Raw genomic sequence first — 15397 nt, forward strand, 5'->3', positions numbered from 1 at the left:
CTCTGGGTGAATGCGGTGTCTCCAGCGCACGTAACGCGTGAGAGGCCGGACTTGTGCCCGCCTCGAGGCGGAGATTTTGCCTCACATCAAGGTCTGTTACTCAATCGACACCCAACCGAACTCCTCACGAGTGATCGGCTTGGATGGCGATCGGGACCGTACACGGTCCTGAGGTCGCACTTCAAAGGCGTCTCACCGTGTACTTCCCGTGATCACGACCCCCGAAAACCCGGATTTTCCGGGCTTTCCGGCAGTCGTCATGATCACGGAGAGTAGATGGCCGGAAATTCGCCCCTGTGATCGATCACACATGGGGATGCTGGGCCGGAGCCCTGAAAATTCCGCGCAAAGCGAACATCCCCGCGTGTGTCGGCGACATGATCTCAGATGGGCAGAGTGACCCGCATCACGAGCCCTCCCCCCTCACGTGGCTGGGCCGCGATGTGCCCGCCGTGCGCCCGCGCCACGGACCGCACGATGGACAGCCCGAGCCCGACCCCCTTGTCGCTGCCCGTGCGCTCCGTGCGCAGCCGCCGGAACGGCTCGAAGAGGTTGTCGATCTCGTACGCCGGGACGACCGGACCCGTGTTGGACACGACCAAAACGGCGTGCCCGTGCTGTACCTCGGTGGTCACCTCGACCCAGCCGTCCTCCGGGACGTTGTAGCGCACGGCGTTCTGCAGCAGGTTCAGGGCGATGCGCTCCAGCAGGACGCCGTTGCCCTGGACGACGGCGGGCTTCTGCTCGCCGCGGATCACCACGCCCTTGGCCTCGGCCTCCGCGTGCACCTGGTCGATGGCCTGCTCGGCGACCTCGGCGAGGTCCACGGGCTTGCGTTCGACTATCTGGTTGTCGCTGCGGGCGAGCAGCAGCAGGCCCTCCACGAGCTGCTCGCTGCGCTCGTTGGTGGCCAGCAGGGTCTTGCCGAGCTGTTGCAGCTCCACGGGTGCCTGCGGATCGGACAGGTGCACCTCGAGCAGGGTGCGGTTGATCGCCAGCGGCGTCCGCAGCTCGTGCGAGGCGTTGCCGACGAAGCGCTGCTGGGCGGTGAAGGCCCGCTGCAGGCGCTCCAGCATGTCGTCGAAGGTGTCGGCCAGCTCCTTCAGCTCGTCGTCCGGGCCGTCCAGCTCGATCCGCCGGGAGAGGTCCGAACCGGCCACCGCGCGCGCGGTGCGGGTGATCCGGCCGAGCGGGGACAGGACGCGTCCGGCCATGGCGTACCCGAAGGCGAAGGCGATCACGGCGAGGCCCAGCAGGGCCAGCAGGGAGCGGCTGAGGAGGTTGTCCAGGGCGGCCTGGCGCTGGTGGTCGATACAGGTGCTGATCGCCGCGTTGAAGTCGGACAGCGGGATGTTCAGCGCGTTGTTGACCGTCGAGCAGACCTCGCTGGTGACCTTGATGTCCTCACCGCTCGCGATCTTGAACGGCGGCTGGTTGCCCGTGTTGATGGCCTGCGCGGCCAGCAGGTAGATGATCGACAGCAGCAGGATGCCCGCGATCAGGAACATGCCGCCGTACAGCAGGGTCAGGCGTATGCGGATGGTCGGGCGCAGCCAGGGGAAGGGGGCCTGCGGCCTCCTGGGGTCCCAGGTGGGCTTCGGAGGCGCCTGGGGAGGCGCGGGTGCGGCGGCCACGGGGATCAGATCCGGTAGCCGGAGCCGGGGACCGTGACGATCACCGGGGGTTCGCCGAGCTTGCGGCGGAGCGTCATGACCGTCACGCGCACGACGTTGGTGAACGGGTCGGTGTTCTCGTCCCACGCCTTCTCCAGGAGCTGCTCGGCGGAGACCACGGCGCCCTCACTGCGCATCAGCACCTCCAGGACGGCGAACTCCTTCGGCGCGAGCTGGACCTCCTTGCCGTCGCGGAAGACCTCGCGGCGGTTCGGGTCGAGCTTGATGCCGGCGCGCTCCAGGACGGGCGGCAGCGGCACACTGGTGCGCCGGCCGAGCGCACGCACGCGTGCGATGAGCTCGCTGAAGGCGAAGGGCTTGGGAAGGTAGTCGTCGGCGCCGATCTCCAGGCCCTCGACGCGGTCGCTGACGTCGCCGGAGGCCGTCAGCATCAGCACGCGCGTGGGCATGCCGAGCTCGACGATCTTGCGGCAGACGTCGTCGCCGTGGACGAGCGGGAGGTCACGGTCGAGGACGACCACGTCGTAGTCGTTGACGCCGATGCGCTCCAGGGCGGCCGCACCGTCGTACACGACGTCGACGGCCATGGCCTCCCGGCGCAGTCCGGTGGCCACCGCATCGGCGAGCAGTTGCTCGTCCTCGACGACGAGTACGCGCACGTCGCTTGTCCTTCCTGTGTCCACCCGCGTAGCGCTCCGTGAGCGCGCGTGGGCAGGGGTCTTGGTGAGTGTGAGCTTCCATCCTGCCCTTTTCGGCCATAAGTCGGCGGTAAGACGGTGAGGGCGCCATGAAGGACAGGTATGAAGCCCGGGAATGCGAAATTTTCTCGTGGGGTTGAGGTTTCCGTGGAAGGGAGCGGGGGGAGGACGGCTTTACACCCCGCGATCACGCTCTGCATGTGCCACAACACCATGTGGTACTCCGCGATCCGCTTGCCGCAGAGTGGGCGTGGGTGTCCGGCACCGTCGCCGCCCGGCAGGGCAGCGCTGGGCACCTACTGGAGACGTGATCGCCCCTTCCCGAACCGGCACACCCCCGTGCCATCGACCCACGACCCAGGACGAGGGGGCGCAGCATGGACGCATTCACCGCAGGACTTCTGCAGCGCATAAGGGCGACCGAGTCCGATCTGACCCGGGCTCTCGACGAGGGCGACGACTTCCTCGTCGAGGTGGAGCAGGCAGAGCTCGACGACCTGCGCCGCCTCGCCGCCGAACACGGTGTGGAGGTCGGCGCGACAAGCGTCTGAGCGGTTGGTACGCGTCGTTCGCACGCGTAGACGGAGGGGCTCCGGCGAATCCAGCGCCGGGGCCCCTTCGTGTGCGCGGTCCGCGCCGCCGGTGCGTGGGGGGCGCGGCTGCGGCCGTCAGTCGTGCCAGGCGCCGAAGTCCTCCAGGAGGCGCTGGAGGGGCTCGAAGACGGCCGGGGTGGCGGCGATCGCGAGATCGCGTGAGGGGCGCTCTCCGGGGCGTCCACCGGTCAGCGCGCCCGCCTCCCGGGCGATCAGGTCGCCCGCCGCGAGGTCCCAGGGGTGCAGGCCGCGCTCGTAGTAGCCGTCGAGGCGGCCGGCGGCCACGTCGGCCAGGTCGACGGCGGCGGAGCCGCTGCGGCGGATGTCCCGCAGCAGCGGGATGAGCCGCCGGGCCACGTCGGCCTGGTGGGTGCGGACCTCGGTGACGTAGTTGAAGCCGGTGGAGACCAGGGACTGGTCGAGAGGGGCCGCGGGACGGCAGGACAGCTCCCGCTCACCCGCCCAGGCGCCGGTGGCCCGGGCACCCCCGCCGCGTACCGCGTGGTACGACTCCCCGCGCATCGGGATCTCCACGACCCCGACGACGGTCTCGCCGTCCTGCTCGGCGGCGATGGAGACCGCCCAGGTGGGCAGGCCGTACAGATAGTTGACCGTGCCGTCGAGGGGGTCGATCACCCAGCGGATGCCGCTGCTGCCAGTGCTGGAGGCGCCCTCCTCGCCGAGGAAGCCGTCGTCGGGGCGGTGCTCGGAGATCAGGCCGGTGATCAGCTTCTCGGCGGCGATGTCCATCTCGGTGACGACGTCGATCGGGCTCGACTTGGTGGCGGCCACCGCGAGGTCGGCCGGGCGGCCGTCGCGCAGCAGCTCACCGGCCCGGCGGGCGGCCTCCTTCGCGAGCTCGAGCAGGTCCGAGTGCAGGGGGTCGGTCACGGGGTTCCTCACGCGTAGGGGCTGTCGACGCCCGCGGCGGCCGGCCGGGGCGCACGGGCCGGGCAGCACCCGACGGGACAGAGGTCGTGGCTCGCCCCGAGCGCGCCCAGGGCGCAGGGGGCGGCCCGCCGTCCGCTCTCGGCGGCGGCGCGCTCCAGGACGAGCTCGCGGATCGCGGCGGCGAACCTGGGGTCGGCGCCGACGGTGGCGGAGCGGCGCACCGGCAGGCCCAGCTCCTCGGCCTTGGCCGTGGCCTCCGTGTCGAGGTCGTAGAGGACCTCCATGTGGTCGGAGACGAAGCCGATGGGGGCCATCACGACCGCGGGGACGCCGGCCGCGTGGCGTTCTTCGAGGTGGTCGCAGATGTCGGGCTCGAGCCACGGGATGTGGGGGGCGCCGGAGCGGGACTGGTAGACGAGCTGCCAGGGGTGGTCGACGCCGGTGCGCTCGCGGACGGCGTCGGCGATCACGCGGGCGACGTCCAGGTGCTGCTTCACGTACGCCCCGCCGTCCCCGTGGTCCTCGACCGGGCCGGAGGTGTCGGCGGAGGCGACGGGGATCGAGTGGGTGGAGAAGGCGATGTGGGCGCCGTCGCGGACGTCCTCGGGGAGGTCGGCGAGGGAGCGGACGACGCCGTCGATCATGGGCTCCAGGAAGCCCGGGTGGTTGAAGTAGTGCCGCAGTTTGTCGACCTCGGGCAGCGGCAGGCCCTCGGCCTCCAGGGCGGCCAGCGAGTCGGCGAGGTTCTCGCGGTACTGGCGGCAGCCCGAGTAGGAGGCGTAGGCGCTGGTGGCGAGGACGAGGACGCGGCGGCGGCCGTCGGCGACCATCTCGCGCAGGGTGTCGGTGAGGTACGGGGCCCAGTTGCGGTTGCCCCAGTAGACCGGCAGGTCCAGGCCGTGGCCGGCGAAGTCCTTGCGCAGGGCGTCCAGCAGGGCGCGGTTCTGGTCGTTGATGGGGCTGACCCCGCCGAACAGGAAGTAGTGCTGCCCGACCTCCTTGAGGCGTTCCTTCGGGATGCCGCGCCCGCGGGTCACGTTCTCCAGGAACGGGACCACGTCGTCCGGGCCTTCCGGGCCGCCGAAGGAGAGCAGGAGCAGGGCGTCGTAGGGGGTGGCATCGAGCGCGTCTGGCATGAGTCGATCCTGCCACCCGCCGCTGACAGCCGGGAAACGGCGGGTGGCCCACCGGGGGCCGCCCGCCGGGCGTACGCTCCGGTGCATTGGGGTTCCCCAACTCGTAAGCTGTATGAGCTGCCTTCGCGCCTTACCGAGCGTTACCGGGCACGCACCGACGAGCCGCTTTTCACCTCATCGCCGCGCGGAGCCGCCACGCGCGCGTGACCGGACCGACCGGAGACACCGTGCCCAGCCCCTACCGCGCCCTGTTCGCCGCTCCCGGCTCCAAGGGTTTCTCCGCCGCGGGGTTCCTCGGCCGGATGCCGCTGTCGATGATGGGCATCGGCGTGGTCACGATGGTCTCCCAGCTCACCGGGCGCTACGGCCTCGCGGGCGCGCTGTCGGCGACCATCGCGCTGGCGGCGGCGGTGGTGGGGCCGCAGATATCGCGCCTGGTGGACCAGTACGGCCAGCGCAGGGTGCTGCGCCCGGCGACGCTGGTCGCGCTGGCCGCGGCCGCCGGACTGCTGCTGGCCGCGCACGTGCGGTGGCCCGATTGGACGCTGTTCGTGTGCGCCGCGGGCATCGGCGCGGTGCCGAGTCTCGGTGCGATGGTCAGGGCCCGCTGGGCGGCCCTGTACCGCGGCACCCCGCAGCTGCACACCGCGTACTCCTTCGAGTCCGTGGTCGACGAGGTGTGCTTCATCTTCGGGCCGATCATCTCGATCGGTCTGTCCACCGTCTGGTTCCCGGAGGCGGGCCCGCTGCTGGCGGCCTGCTTCCTGGCCGTCGGGGTCTTCTGGCTCACGGCGCAGCGGGCCACGGAGCCCGAGCCGCACCCGCGTGAGCAGCGCGGCACGGGCAGCGCGCTGCGCTCGCCGGGGCTACGGGTCCTGGTGGTCACCTTCGTGGCGACCGGCACGATCTTCGGGGCGGTCGACGTGGTCACCGTCGCCTTCGCCGACGAGCAGGGCCACAAGGGTGCCGCGAGCGTGGTCCTGGCGCTCTACGCGGCCGGTTCCTGCGTCGCCGGGCTGGTCTTCGGGCTGCTGCGGCTCGAGGGAGCGCCGGAAAGGCGCTGGCTGCTGGGCGTGTTCATGATGGCCGTGAGTATGATCCCCCTCCTACTGGTCGGAAACTTGCCGTTTCTGGCCGTGGCGCTGTTCGCTGCGGGACTGGCCATCGCTCCCACGATGATCACCACCATGTCCCTCATCGAAGAGCACGTACCACGCGCACAATTGACCGAGGGCATGACCTGGATCAGCACCGGGCTCGCGGTCGGGGTGGCGCTCGGCTCCTCCATCGCCGGCTGGGTCATCGACGCGGCCGGGGCACAGGCCGGGTACGGGGTTCCGGCGGTGTCCGGGGCCGTCGCGGTCACGGTCGGTTTCCTCGGGTACCGCCGGCTGAGCAGGCCGGCTCCGGGTCGGGGAGGCACCGTTGAGCACCACAGCGAGCGGGAAGAACGGCACGTGGCGTAACTGGGGCGGCAATGTGACCGCCCGTCCCGCGCGGGAGGTCACGCCCGCCTCCGTCGACGAGCTGACCGCGGCGGTGCGCCGGGCGGCCGAGGACGGGCTGAAGGTGAAGGCGGTCGGTACCGGCCATTCCTTCACCTCGATCGCCGCCACGGACGGTGTGTTGATCCGTCCTCAGCTGTTGACCGGCATCCGCAAGATCGACCGTGACACCATGACCGTCACGGTGGAGGCCGGCACACCGCTCAAGAGACTCAACCTGGCGCTCGCGCGCGAGGGCCTCTCGCTCACCAACATGGGCGACATCATGGAGCAGACGGTCTCGGGGGCCACCAGCACCGGCACCCACGGCACCGGCCGCGACTCCGCCTCGATCGCGGCGCAGATCAAGGGTCTGGAGCTGGTGACGGCGGACGGCTCGGTGCTGAGCTGTTCGGAGAAGGAGAACCCGGAGGTGTTCGCGGCCGCCCGGATCGGTCTCGGCGCCCTGGGCATCGTCACCGCGATCACCTTCGCCGTGGAGCCGGTCTTCCTCCTCACCGCGCGCGAGGAGCCGATGCCGTTCGACAAGGTGCTCGCCGACTTCGACGAGCTGTGGGCCGAGAACGAGCACTTCGAGTTCTACTGGTTCCCGCACACCGGAAACACCAACACCAAGCGCAACAACCGCAGCGCGGGCCCGCGCAAGCCGGTGAGCCGGGTCTCGGGCTGGATCGAGGACGAGTTCCTCTCCAACGGCGTCTTCCAGGTGGCGCAGTGGGTGGGCCGGGCGGTGCCCGCCACCATCCCGGCGATCGCCCAGGTCTCCAGCAAGGCGCTGTCGGCGCGCAGCTACACCGACATCCCCTACAAGGTCTTCACGTCTCCGCGCCGGGTGCGCTTCGTGGAGATGGAGTACGCCGTCCCGCGCGCGGCCGTCACCGAGACGCTGCGCGAGCTGAAGGCGATGGTCGAGCGCTCGGGCCTGAAGGTCAGCTTCCCGGTGGAGGTGCGCACCGCGCCGGCCGACGACATCACGCTGTCCACCGCCTCCGGCCGTGACAGCGCGTACATCGCCGTCCACATGGTCAAGGGGACGGCCTACCAGGGGTACTTCACCGCCGCCGAGCGGATCTTCACCGCGCACGAGGGCCGGCCGCACTGGGGAAAGGTGCATACGCGCGACGCGGAGTACTTCGACCGGGTCTATCCGCGTTTCGGTGAGTTCACCGCGTTGCGCGACCGGCTGGACCCCGACCGTCTGTTCCAGAACGACTACTTGCGGAGGGTTCTTGGGTGAAGTGCACCACTTTCAAGATCACAGAAACCGCGTAACGGACGGCCAAGTCCCACGTCTTGCCAGAAGTTGGGCGGCGCGCCAATCCACGCACGTGGCCCAAATGGAGTACTGTTGCCAGCCTTGGGCCCGGGCTCCCCACAGGGTGTCCTGGGCCTTGCTGGACCGCCGGGAGGGGACTAGTTGCACAGGGTGACGGCGTTGGTCACTTAGCGTGGCGAATAGGTAACCGTGCCATAACGGCGATCCAGGGCCCGCGCCCGACACGCCGGGCAACTCGGCAAGGTTGTGGCAGGCTGCACCCGGGCAGGCCACACTCGACTAGCGGAAGCAGCGACGCACGTGACGTCGGCAGGCACCACCCGGGAGGTCCCCATGCCCGAACTGCGTGTCGTGGCCGTCTCGAATGACGGCACACGGCTGGTGCTGAAGGCTGCGGACAGCACGGAGTACACGCTTCCGATCGATGAGCGTCTGCGCGCCGCCGTCCGCGGCGACCGTCCCCGCCTCGGCCAGATCGAGATCGAGGTGGAGAGCCATCTCCGCCCCCGTGACATCCAGGCGCGTATACGAGCCGGCGCGACAGCGGAAGAAGTCGCGCAGATGGCAGGCATCCCCGTCGACCGCGTCCGCCGGTTCGAGGGTCCCGTGCTGGCCGAGCGCGCCTTCATGGCGGAGCGGGCCCGCAAGACACCCGTCCGCAGGCCCGGCGAGAACGCCGCGGGGCCCCAGCTCGGCGAGGCCGTCCAGGAGCGGCTGCTGCTGCGCGGCGCCGAGAAGGACACCGTCCAGTGGGACTCCTGGCGTCGCGACGACGGCACCTGGGAGGTCCTGCTCGTCTACCGCGTCGCGGGTGAACCGCACTCGGCGAGCTGGACGTACGACCCGCCCCGGCGGCTCGTCCAGGCCGTCGACGACGAGGCGCGCTCGCTGATCGGCGAGTCCGACGACCTCGCCGCCCCGGAGCCCAGCTTTCCGTTCGTCCCGCGCATCGCGCGGCTCCCGCGCGACCGGTCGATGGACCGCGCGCTGGAGCGGCCGAGCCTGCCCTCCCAGCCGTCCGAACCGGCCGAGGAGAGCACCGGCGAGCGCGAGCGGGACTCGCTGACCAGCCTCCTCGAGGCGGTGCCGAGCTTCCGTGGCGACATGGTCGTCCCGGAGCGCCCCGCCGAGCCCTCGGAGGAGCCCGAGGACCAGGAGCCGGAGGCCGAGGAGCCCCCGGCGCCCGCAGCCTCCGCCGGCTCCGCCTACGCCGACGTCCTCATGCCGCGCTCGGTGGGCAGCCACCGCGACCGGCTGATCGGCGCCACCGACCGCCAGGCCGAGGCGGACGGTGTCCGTCCGGGCCGCCGGGCCGCGGTGCCGAGCTGGGACGAGATCGTGTTCGGGACCCGCCGCAAGAAACAGGAGTAACGGGCCCGGGTCGCCGTCGGGCAACCCGGTCCCGGCACCCGCCGGTTCGACCACATCGGTTCGCACGCCGGTTCATACGTACGAAAGGGCCGCACCTGTTCGGTGCGGCCCCTTTCCCGTGCCCGGATGCGAGGCACGTCACTGCGGATCGGGGCCCACGGCCACCGGCCGGGACGGGTCCGAGGACCACTCCGACCAGGAGCCCACGTACAGGGCGGCCGGGATGCCCGCCACCGCCAGCGCCAGCACCTCATGGGCGCCCGAGACGCCCGAACCGCAGTACACGCCCACCTCGGCGCCGTCCGACGCCCCCAGCGCCTTGAAGCGGTCGTGCAGTTCCTCGGCCGGCAGGAAACGGCCGTCGGGACCCACGTTCTCGGTGGTGGGCGCGGACACCGCGCCCGGGATGTGCCCTCCGACCCGGTCGATCGGCTCGACCTCGCCCCGGTACCGCTCCCCCGCGCGCGCGTCGAACAGCACCCCGGACCGCGCCCGTTCGGCGGCGCCGTCCGCGTCGAGGAGACCCGTGGCGCCTGCCACCGGCTCGAAGTCGCCCTCCACGCGCGCGGGGACCTCGGTCGAGAGCTCCCCCCGCCACTGCGGCAGCCCGCCGTCGAGGACCCGCACGTCGGGGTGGCCGGTCCAGCGCAGCAGCCACCACGCGCGGGCCGCCGCCCAGCCCTGTCCTCCGTCGTACACGACCACCGGCCGGTCGGCGGACACACCGGCCCGGCGCATCGCCGCGCCGAACTCCGCGAGAGGGGGCAGCGGATGGCGGCCGGCGGCACCCGCCGCGCCCGCGAGCTCACGGTCGAGGTCGACATAGACCGCGCCGGGCACATGTCCGGCGGCGTAGGCGGCCCGACCGTCGAAGGGCGGCTCGCCCGCCGCCTTCGCCACGGTGAGCTGCCAGCGGACGTCGAGGACGACGGGCGGGTTCTCCCCCGCCAGGTCGCCGGCGAGTTCGGTTGCGGTGATGATGGCGTTCATGTCCACCATCCTCGCGCACGGGGTGGCCCCCACGCTCAGCTCCGGCTACTCTGCTCGGCCGGACACGCTCGATCACGAGGCGTACGGGATCGAGCACATGCCGTACAGGCGATCGACAGACGGCGACAACCGCGCGTGAACCGCGGAGAAACCCCCCATCAGGCATCCTCCGAGGGCGGAAGCGACACGGCCACCGCGAGGGGGCCGAGGAGAGAGGGACGATGACCGAGGCACCTGGGTCCGCCGGCCTGAACGGCACCGCGCATGCCCGGTACGCGCCCGGTACACCCTGCTGGGTGAGTCTGATGGTGCACGGGTTGACGGGCACCCAGGAGTTCTACGGCGAACTCTTCGGTTGGGAATTCCAACCCGGTCCGCAGCAGCTCGGCCCCTACGTACGCGCCCTCCTCGACGGCCGGGAGGTGGCCGGGATCGGCCAACTGCCCCCGGACCGCCATCTCCCGGTCGCCTGGACGCCGTATCTCGCCTCCGACGACGTGGACACGAGCGCCGAGACCGTGCGGCTGTGCGGCGGCACCATCGGGGTCGGCCCGCTGGACGCCGCCGAGGCCGGACGCCTCGCGATCGGCTCCGATCCCTCCGGTGCCGTCTTCGGCATCTGGCAGGCGGCGGCCCACCGCGGCACGGACATCAGCGGGCTGCCCGGCACCCCCGCCTGGAACGAGCTGGTGACCTTCGAGACCGCGAGCGTCGCCAAGTTCTACGAAACGGTGTTCGGCTACACCCAGGAGGCGGAGGTGTCCGCCGACTTCGACTACGTCACCCTGCACATCGGCGGCCGTCCCGTCGCCGGCATCCACGGGGTGGGCACCTCGCTGCCCCGCGACCGGGGGCCGCACTGGGTGACGTACTTCGAGGTGGCCGACGCGGACCGGGCGCTCGACCTCGTCACCGACCTGGGCGGACACGTCCTCGGGCCGGCCCGGGACAGCGCCTACGGGCGCGTGGCCACCGTGACGGATCCCGAGGGCGCCCGCTTCGCCCTGATCGAGGGCCCCCGCTGAGACGCGGTCAGGCGCCCAGGACGCGGTCGGCGGCGGACTGCTGCCGCTGGAACAGCGCCGTACGGCCCGCGAGGACGTCGGGGTGGGCGTCCAGCCACCGCTGCTGCATCGCGGCGAGCCTGGCGTAGGCGGTCCGCAGACAGTCCGTACGCGCCTTGCAGCGAAAGTCCCCCCGGACGGCGGGGTCGCGGCGCACGTCGGACCCGGCGGCAGTGACGTCACGAGATGCGCGGGTGTCGCGGCCTTGAACCCCGCGTCGGCCATGCAGGTCCGCCGGCGCGCGTCGAGCGTCCGGAACGCCCGGTCGCCCTCCAGACGGCCCAGCGCGTCCTTCTCGCCCTCGCCTAGCCGAAGCCTGAGGGTCAGCCACTTCTGCCGTCCGTCGCCCAGCAGCCGGGTGCCCGCCTCCGCCTGACAGCCCGTCAAGGACTGGGAGACATCGACGAACCTGCCCTTCACCGACACGATGTCCTCGGCCCCGGCAGCAGCCTTCCCGGGCTCGTCCCGTAACCGGTCGCGGTGAACGCCGTAGGGGGCGGGTCCCGGACACCGGAACAACTACCCGCCGCGGTGGGCTCCCTGACGAGGCGCCGGACGGAGACCGAGCGGCTGGTCGCGGCGCTCACCGGGGCCGACGGCGCCGGGGCGCAGTCCCGGGGCGGGTCTGTGTCGTGCACGGCATGGGCGGGGTCGGCAAGTCGGCGCTCGCCCTGCACGTCGCGCACCGGGTGACGGCGTCCTTTCCCGACGGGCGGCTGTACGCGGACCTGCGCGGCGCCGATCCCGCCCGCGCCGCCCGTCCGGCCGAGGTCGTGGCGGAGTTCCTGCGGGCGCTGCGCGTACGCGCGGAGCACGTGCCCGGCGCGCTCTCCGAACGCACCGCGCTGCACCGCACCGTGCCGGCTCGCCGCCGGGTCCTGGTGGTGCTGGACGACGCCACCGGGGAGCGCCAGGTCCAGCCCCTGCTGCCGGGGACCGGTGGCAGCGCCGCCCTGGTCACCGGCCGCCGCCAGCCGACCGGGCTGGACGCGTCAGCCCGCATCCGGCTGCGCGCGCGGGGTGCGGTCCACGGTCGAGCTGCTGGGCGGTCTGGTCGGATCCGACCGGGTGGCGGCCGAGCCGTCGGCCGCGCTCGACCTCGCACGGCTGTGCGGCGGGCTGCCGCCGGCGGTACGCGTCGTGGGCTCCCGGCTCGGCGCCCGTCGCCGGTGGCCCTGGCCGGTCTGGCGGCCCGGCTGCGGGACGAACACCGCAGGCTGGACGAGCTGCGCTCGGGCGGTCGGGATGTGCGGGGCGGCATCGCCCGCAGCTATCGGGGCCTGTCGGAACGGGAGCGGCTGGCGTTCCGGCGGCCGGGTCTGCCGGGGCCGGTCGATCTGGCGCCCTGGCTCGGCTCACCGCTGCTCGGCGTCTCCGTGCCCGAGGCCGAACGGCCGGCGGAGGCGCTGGTCGAGGCCCATCTGCTGGAGGCCCTGGTGTCCGACGACACCGGCCGGGTCCGCTACCGGTTCCATGACCTCGTACGGCTCTACCCCGAGGAGCGCGCGTACGCCGAGGACTCCGCGCCGGACCGCTGGGCCGCCGTGGAACGGGCCGTACGCCTGTGGCTCACCCTGGTCCGTCACGCCGCCCACCAGGAACCGCAGCGGGGGCGCGCCTCGCGGGCGGCGGACGGCGCCGAGCCCGACCGGAGCAGATCGCTGGAACGGCCGCGCCGTCTCCTGGACCGGGTGGAGGCCGGCGTGCGGCGCCCGCGCGGTCAGTAGGGGGAGACGGGCAGGACGTCCGGGGAGAGCGCGCCGGCGCGGGCGGAGGCGCTCGTCATACGGCGCCGGAAGTGCCGGCGGCACAGGACCTCGTAGGCGACGGTGTCCGCCTGGTCGACGTCCCCGACGACGACCTGCGCGCCCTCGACCACCATGGCGCCGCCGACCGTACGGGCGTTGTGGGTGGCGCGGGCGCCGCACCAGCACAGTGCCTCGACCTGGAGGACCTCGACGCGGTCGGCGAGTTCGACGAGCCGCTGGGAGCCGGGAAAGAGCTTGGAGCGGAAGTCCGTGGTGATGCCGAACGCGTAGACGTCTATCCCGAGGTCGTCGACCACGCGCGCGAGCTGGTCGATCTGCTCCTCGGCGAGGAACTGCGCCTCGTCCGCGATCACATAGTCCGCGCGGCCGCCCTGCGAGAGGTGGTCGACGAGGTACACGTACAGGTCCTGGCCGTCCTCGACCTCGACCGCGTCGGTGACCAGGCCCAGACGGGAGGAGAGTTTGCCCTGGCCCGCCCGGTCGTCCCGGGTGAAGATCATGCCCTGCAGTCCGCGCGCGGAGCGGTTGTGCTCGATCTGCAGAGCCAGCGTCGACTTCCCGCAGTCCATGGTTCCGGAGAAGAACACCAGCTCGGGCATGGTGGGTGGGGCACCTTTCGGTATCTGCGTCGGTATCGGTATCGGCGTCGGTATCGGCGGCGCAGCGGGAGGGGGGGCGTCAGGAGCGTACTTCGAGCAGGGGGACGAGCTGCTCGGCAGGGGTCATCGAGCCGTGGTTGCCGACCATGGCCGACTCCTTCGGCTCCCGCTCGGAGGCGATGATCAGGACGTCGTCGCGGGCGGCCGCCACCACGTCACCGAGACGGTCGTACACCCGCTCGTCGATGTGGGGTCCGAACCAGCCCGCGGCGATCGCCTCGTCCCGCGAGGCCACCCAGAACTGCTCGCCGAGCACCTCGCGCCAGCAGGTCAGCACGTCGTTCTCGGCGCCGGGGACGGCGTAGACATGGCGGGCGCGGCCCTCGCCGCCGAGGAGGGCGACGCCGGCGCGCAGCTCCCAGTCCTCGTCGAAGTCGATGCGGTGCTGCTCGTCGAAGGGGATGTCGAGCATCCCGTGGTCGGCGGTGACGTAGAGCGCGCTGCGCGGCGGCAGTTGCTCGGCGAGGCGCTGGACCAGCCGGTCGACGTACATGAGCTGGCCGCGCCAGGTGTCGGAGGCGACGCCGTAGCGGTGGCCCGCGCCGTCGAGTTCGGCGTAGTACGTGTAGACGAGCGAGCGGTCGCCGGCGGCGAGCTGCTCGGCGGCGAGGTCCATGCGCTCCTCGCCGGTGAGCCGCCCGTGGAAGGTGCCGCCGCTGAGCGCGACCTTGGTCAGCGGGGTGTTCTGGAAGGCGGGCGAGGAGACCTGCGCGGCGTGCACACCCGCCCGGTCGGCGAGCTGGAAGACCGTGGGGTACGGCTGCCAGGTGTGCGGCGCGGTCCAGGGGTGCCAGCGGAGCTGGTTCATCAGGTCACCGGTGGCGGGATCGCGCACGGTGTAGCCGGGCAGGCCATGGGCGCCCGGCGGAAGCCCGGTGCCGACGGAGGCGAGGGAGGTCGCGGTGGTCGCCGGGTAGCCGGCGGTGAGCGGACGTCCGGTGCCGCCTCGCGAGCCGCCGAGGAGGCTGTGCAGATACGGCGCCTCGTCCGGGTGGGCCTTGATCTGCTCCCAGCCGAGGCCGTCGACCAGGAAGACGCAGGCGCGGTCGGCCGGGGTGAGCTCCTCGATCGCCGCGGTCACTCCGGGTACGCCCATGCCGGCGGCCAGCGTGGGCAGCAGGTCGGCGAGGGAGCCGGTGCCGTACTCGGGGACGGGGGCGGAGGAGACGGCGAGCGGTTCGGGGTGGTCCCAGGAGGCGGGGGCGGCGGCCATCAGCGGGTCGTGTCCGCGGTGGCCTCGGAGAGCGCCTGGGCGAAGGCGAGCGCCTGGCGCACCGTCTCCGGGCCGTCGCCCGCCTCGCTGACGCGCAGGCTGAGGTCGTCCGCCGTGGAGCTGCCCGTGTAGCCGTGGTCGGCGTCGCAGTTGGGGTCGCCGCAGGCGGCCGGCTCCAGGTCGATGCGGGAGACGGCGCCCCAGCCGATGGTCAGCACGACCTCCCGCGGCAGGGTGCCCGGCGTGTACGACTCCGGGTTCGCGACGACGCGGCTGAGGACGACCGAGGAGATCCGGCCGAGCTTCACCGACTCCGTGGACGTCGTGGCGTACGGCGTCGGGGAGGTGGTGTCGGCGGCCTGCTCGTCGGTGTGGCTGACGATGAAGCGGTTGCCGGTGAGGACCAGCACCGTCACATGCCGGCGCACCTCGTTCTGGTCGAACGTGGTCTCCTGGTGGACCAGGTACGACCGGATGGGCTCGCCGCCCACGGCGGCCTCCACCGCCTCGGCCACGAGGGCCGGGTAGTAGCCGCTGCGCTCGATCGCCGCGCGCAGCCCCTGGGTCGTCGTACTGGTCTTGGCCATGCGGTCCATCC

16 protein-coding genes are annotated in these 15397 nt (G+C 72.1%); 7 read left to right on the forward strand and 9 right to left on the reverse strand.

Annotation, left to right across the window (positions count from 1 at the left end; translation table 11 throughout):
• Positions 1-383 precede the first annotated feature (383 nt).
• Together OG852_RS13810 and OG852_RS13815 are read right to left on the reverse strand one after the other, a co-directional pair.
• Complete coding sequence (locus OG852_RS13810) at positions 384-1634, reverse strand: sensor histidine kinase (RefSeq protein ID WP_133914077.1); 1251 nt, start codon at positions 1632-1634, stop codon at positions 384-386.
• Positions 1635-1639: 5 nt separating this feature from the next.
• Positions 1640-2293, reverse strand: coding sequence for a response regulator transcription factor (locus OG852_RS13815; RefSeq protein WP_003993508.1), 654 nt, complete (start codon positions 2291-2293; stop codon positions 1640-1642).
• 416 nt (positions 2294-2709) lie between these two features.
• On the opposite strand from OG852_RS13815, the gene OG852_RS13820 reads away from it, so the two are divergent.
• A complete protein-coding gene (locus tag OG852_RS13820; RefSeq protein ID WP_166663599.1) occupies positions 2710-2883 on the forward strand; it encodes a hypothetical protein in 174 nt (57 codons plus the stop codon).
• Positions 2884-3000: 117 nt separating this feature from the next.
• On the opposite strand, the gene OG852_RS13825 is transcribed toward OG852_RS13820, so the two are convergent.
• Positions 3001-3816, reverse strand: a complete 816-nt coding sequence (locus OG852_RS13825) for an inositol monophosphatase family protein (RefSeq protein WP_133914076.1) — start codon at positions 3814-3816, stop codon at positions 3001-3003.
• A gap of 8 nt (positions 3817-3824) precedes the next feature.
• A complete protein-coding gene (locus OG852_RS13830) occupies positions 3825-4952 on the reverse strand; it encodes a ferrochelatase (protein WP_330348075.1) in 1128 nt (375 codons plus the stop codon).
• A gap of 227 nt (positions 4953-5179) precedes the next feature.
• Here OG852_RS13830 and OG852_RS13835 point away from each other — a divergent pair, with 227 nt between their 5' ends.
• The 3 genes from OG852_RS13835 (at position 5180) to sepH (ending at position 9104) form a co-directional block, all read left to right on the forward strand.
• Positions 5180-6418 carry an MFS transporter gene (locus tag OG852_RS13835; protein WP_330351445.1) on the forward strand — a complete coding sequence of 413 codons (1239 nt, stop codon included), beginning with the start codon at positions 5180-5182 and terminating at the stop codon, positions 6416-6418.
• Positions 6378-7694 carry a D-arabinono-1,4-lactone oxidase gene (locus tag OG852_RS13840; RefSeq protein ID WP_133914074.1) on the forward strand — a complete coding sequence of 439 codons (1317 nt, stop codon included), beginning with the start codon at positions 6378-6380 and terminating at the stop codon, positions 7692-7694. The genes OG852_RS13835 and OG852_RS13840 overlap by 41 nt, the downstream gene beginning before the upstream one ends.
• 372 nt (positions 7695-8066) lie before the next feature.
• A complete protein-coding gene (gene sepH, locus OG852_RS13845) occupies positions 8067-9104 on the forward strand; it encodes a septation protein SepH (RefSeq protein WP_133914073.1) in 1038 nt (345 codons plus the stop codon).
• Positions 9105-9242: 138 nt separating this feature from the next.
• On the opposite strand, the gene OG852_RS13850 is transcribed toward sepH, so the two are convergent.
• Positions 9243-10094 (reverse strand): sulfurtransferase, encoded by an 852-nt coding sequence (locus OG852_RS13850; protein WP_208117209.1) that lies wholly within the window; start codon positions 10092-10094, stop codon positions 9243-9245.
• Between OG852_RS13850 and OG852_RS13855 the strand changes: the two genes are divergently transcribed.
• Both OG852_RS13855 and OG852_RS13860 read left to right on the forward strand, forming a co-directional pair.
• On the forward strand, positions 10093-10233 hold the full coding sequence (locus tag OG852_RS13855; RefSeq protein WP_330348076.1) for a hypothetical protein: 141 nt from the start codon (positions 10093-10095) through the stop codon (positions 10231-10233). The genes OG852_RS13850 and OG852_RS13855 overlap by 2 nt on opposite strands.
• Positions 10234-10315: 82 nt before the next feature.
• Positions 10316-11119, forward strand: coding sequence for a VOC family protein (locus tag OG852_RS13860; RefSeq protein ID WP_330348077.1), 804 nt, complete (start codon positions 10316-10318; stop codon positions 11117-11119).
• Between the two features lie 7 nt (positions 11120-11126).
• Here OG852_RS13860 and OG852_RS13865 read toward each other — a convergent pair whose 3' ends face one another.
• A complete protein-coding gene (locus tag OG852_RS13865) occupies positions 11127-11315 on the reverse strand; it encodes a hypothetical protein (RefSeq protein WP_330348078.1) in 189 nt (62 codons plus the stop codon).
• Positions 11316-11799: 484 nt separating this feature from the next.
• Here OG852_RS13865 and OG852_RS13870 point away from each other — a divergent pair, with 484 nt between their 5' ends.
• Positions 11800-12885 carry a hypothetical protein gene (locus OG852_RS13870; protein ID WP_330348079.1) on the forward strand — a complete coding sequence of 362 codons (1086 nt, stop codon included), beginning with the start codon at positions 11800-11802 and terminating at the stop codon, positions 12883-12885.
• Here the strand turns inward: OG852_RS13870 and OG852_RS13875 are convergent.
• The 3 genes from OG852_RS13875 to OG852_RS13885 form a co-directional block, all read right to left on the reverse strand.
• Positions 12879-13526 carry a thymidine kinase gene (locus OG852_RS13875; protein WP_133914067.1) on the reverse strand — a complete coding sequence of 216 codons (648 nt, stop codon included), beginning with the start codon at positions 13524-13526 and terminating at the stop codon, positions 12879-12881. The two genes, OG852_RS13870 and OG852_RS13875, sit on opposite strands and share 7 nt — an antisense overlap.
• Before the next feature lie 79 nt (positions 13527-13605).
• On the reverse strand, positions 13606-14799 hold the full coding sequence (locus tag OG852_RS13880) for an alkaline phosphatase family protein (protein WP_330348080.1): 1194 nt from the start codon (positions 14797-14799) through the stop codon (positions 13606-13608).
• On the reverse strand, positions 14799-15395 hold the full coding sequence (locus OG852_RS13885) for a DUF5998 family protein (protein WP_133914065.1): 597 nt from the start codon (positions 15393-15395) through the stop codon (positions 14799-14801). The genes OG852_RS13880 and OG852_RS13885 overlap by 1 nt, the downstream gene beginning before the upstream one ends.
• Between the last annotated feature and the right edge of the window lie 2 nt (positions 15396-15397).

The organism is Streptomyces sp. NBC_00582 (assembly GCF_036345155.1).
Lineage (GTDB): Bacteria > Actinomycetota > Actinomycetes > Streptomycetales > Streptomycetaceae > Streptomyces.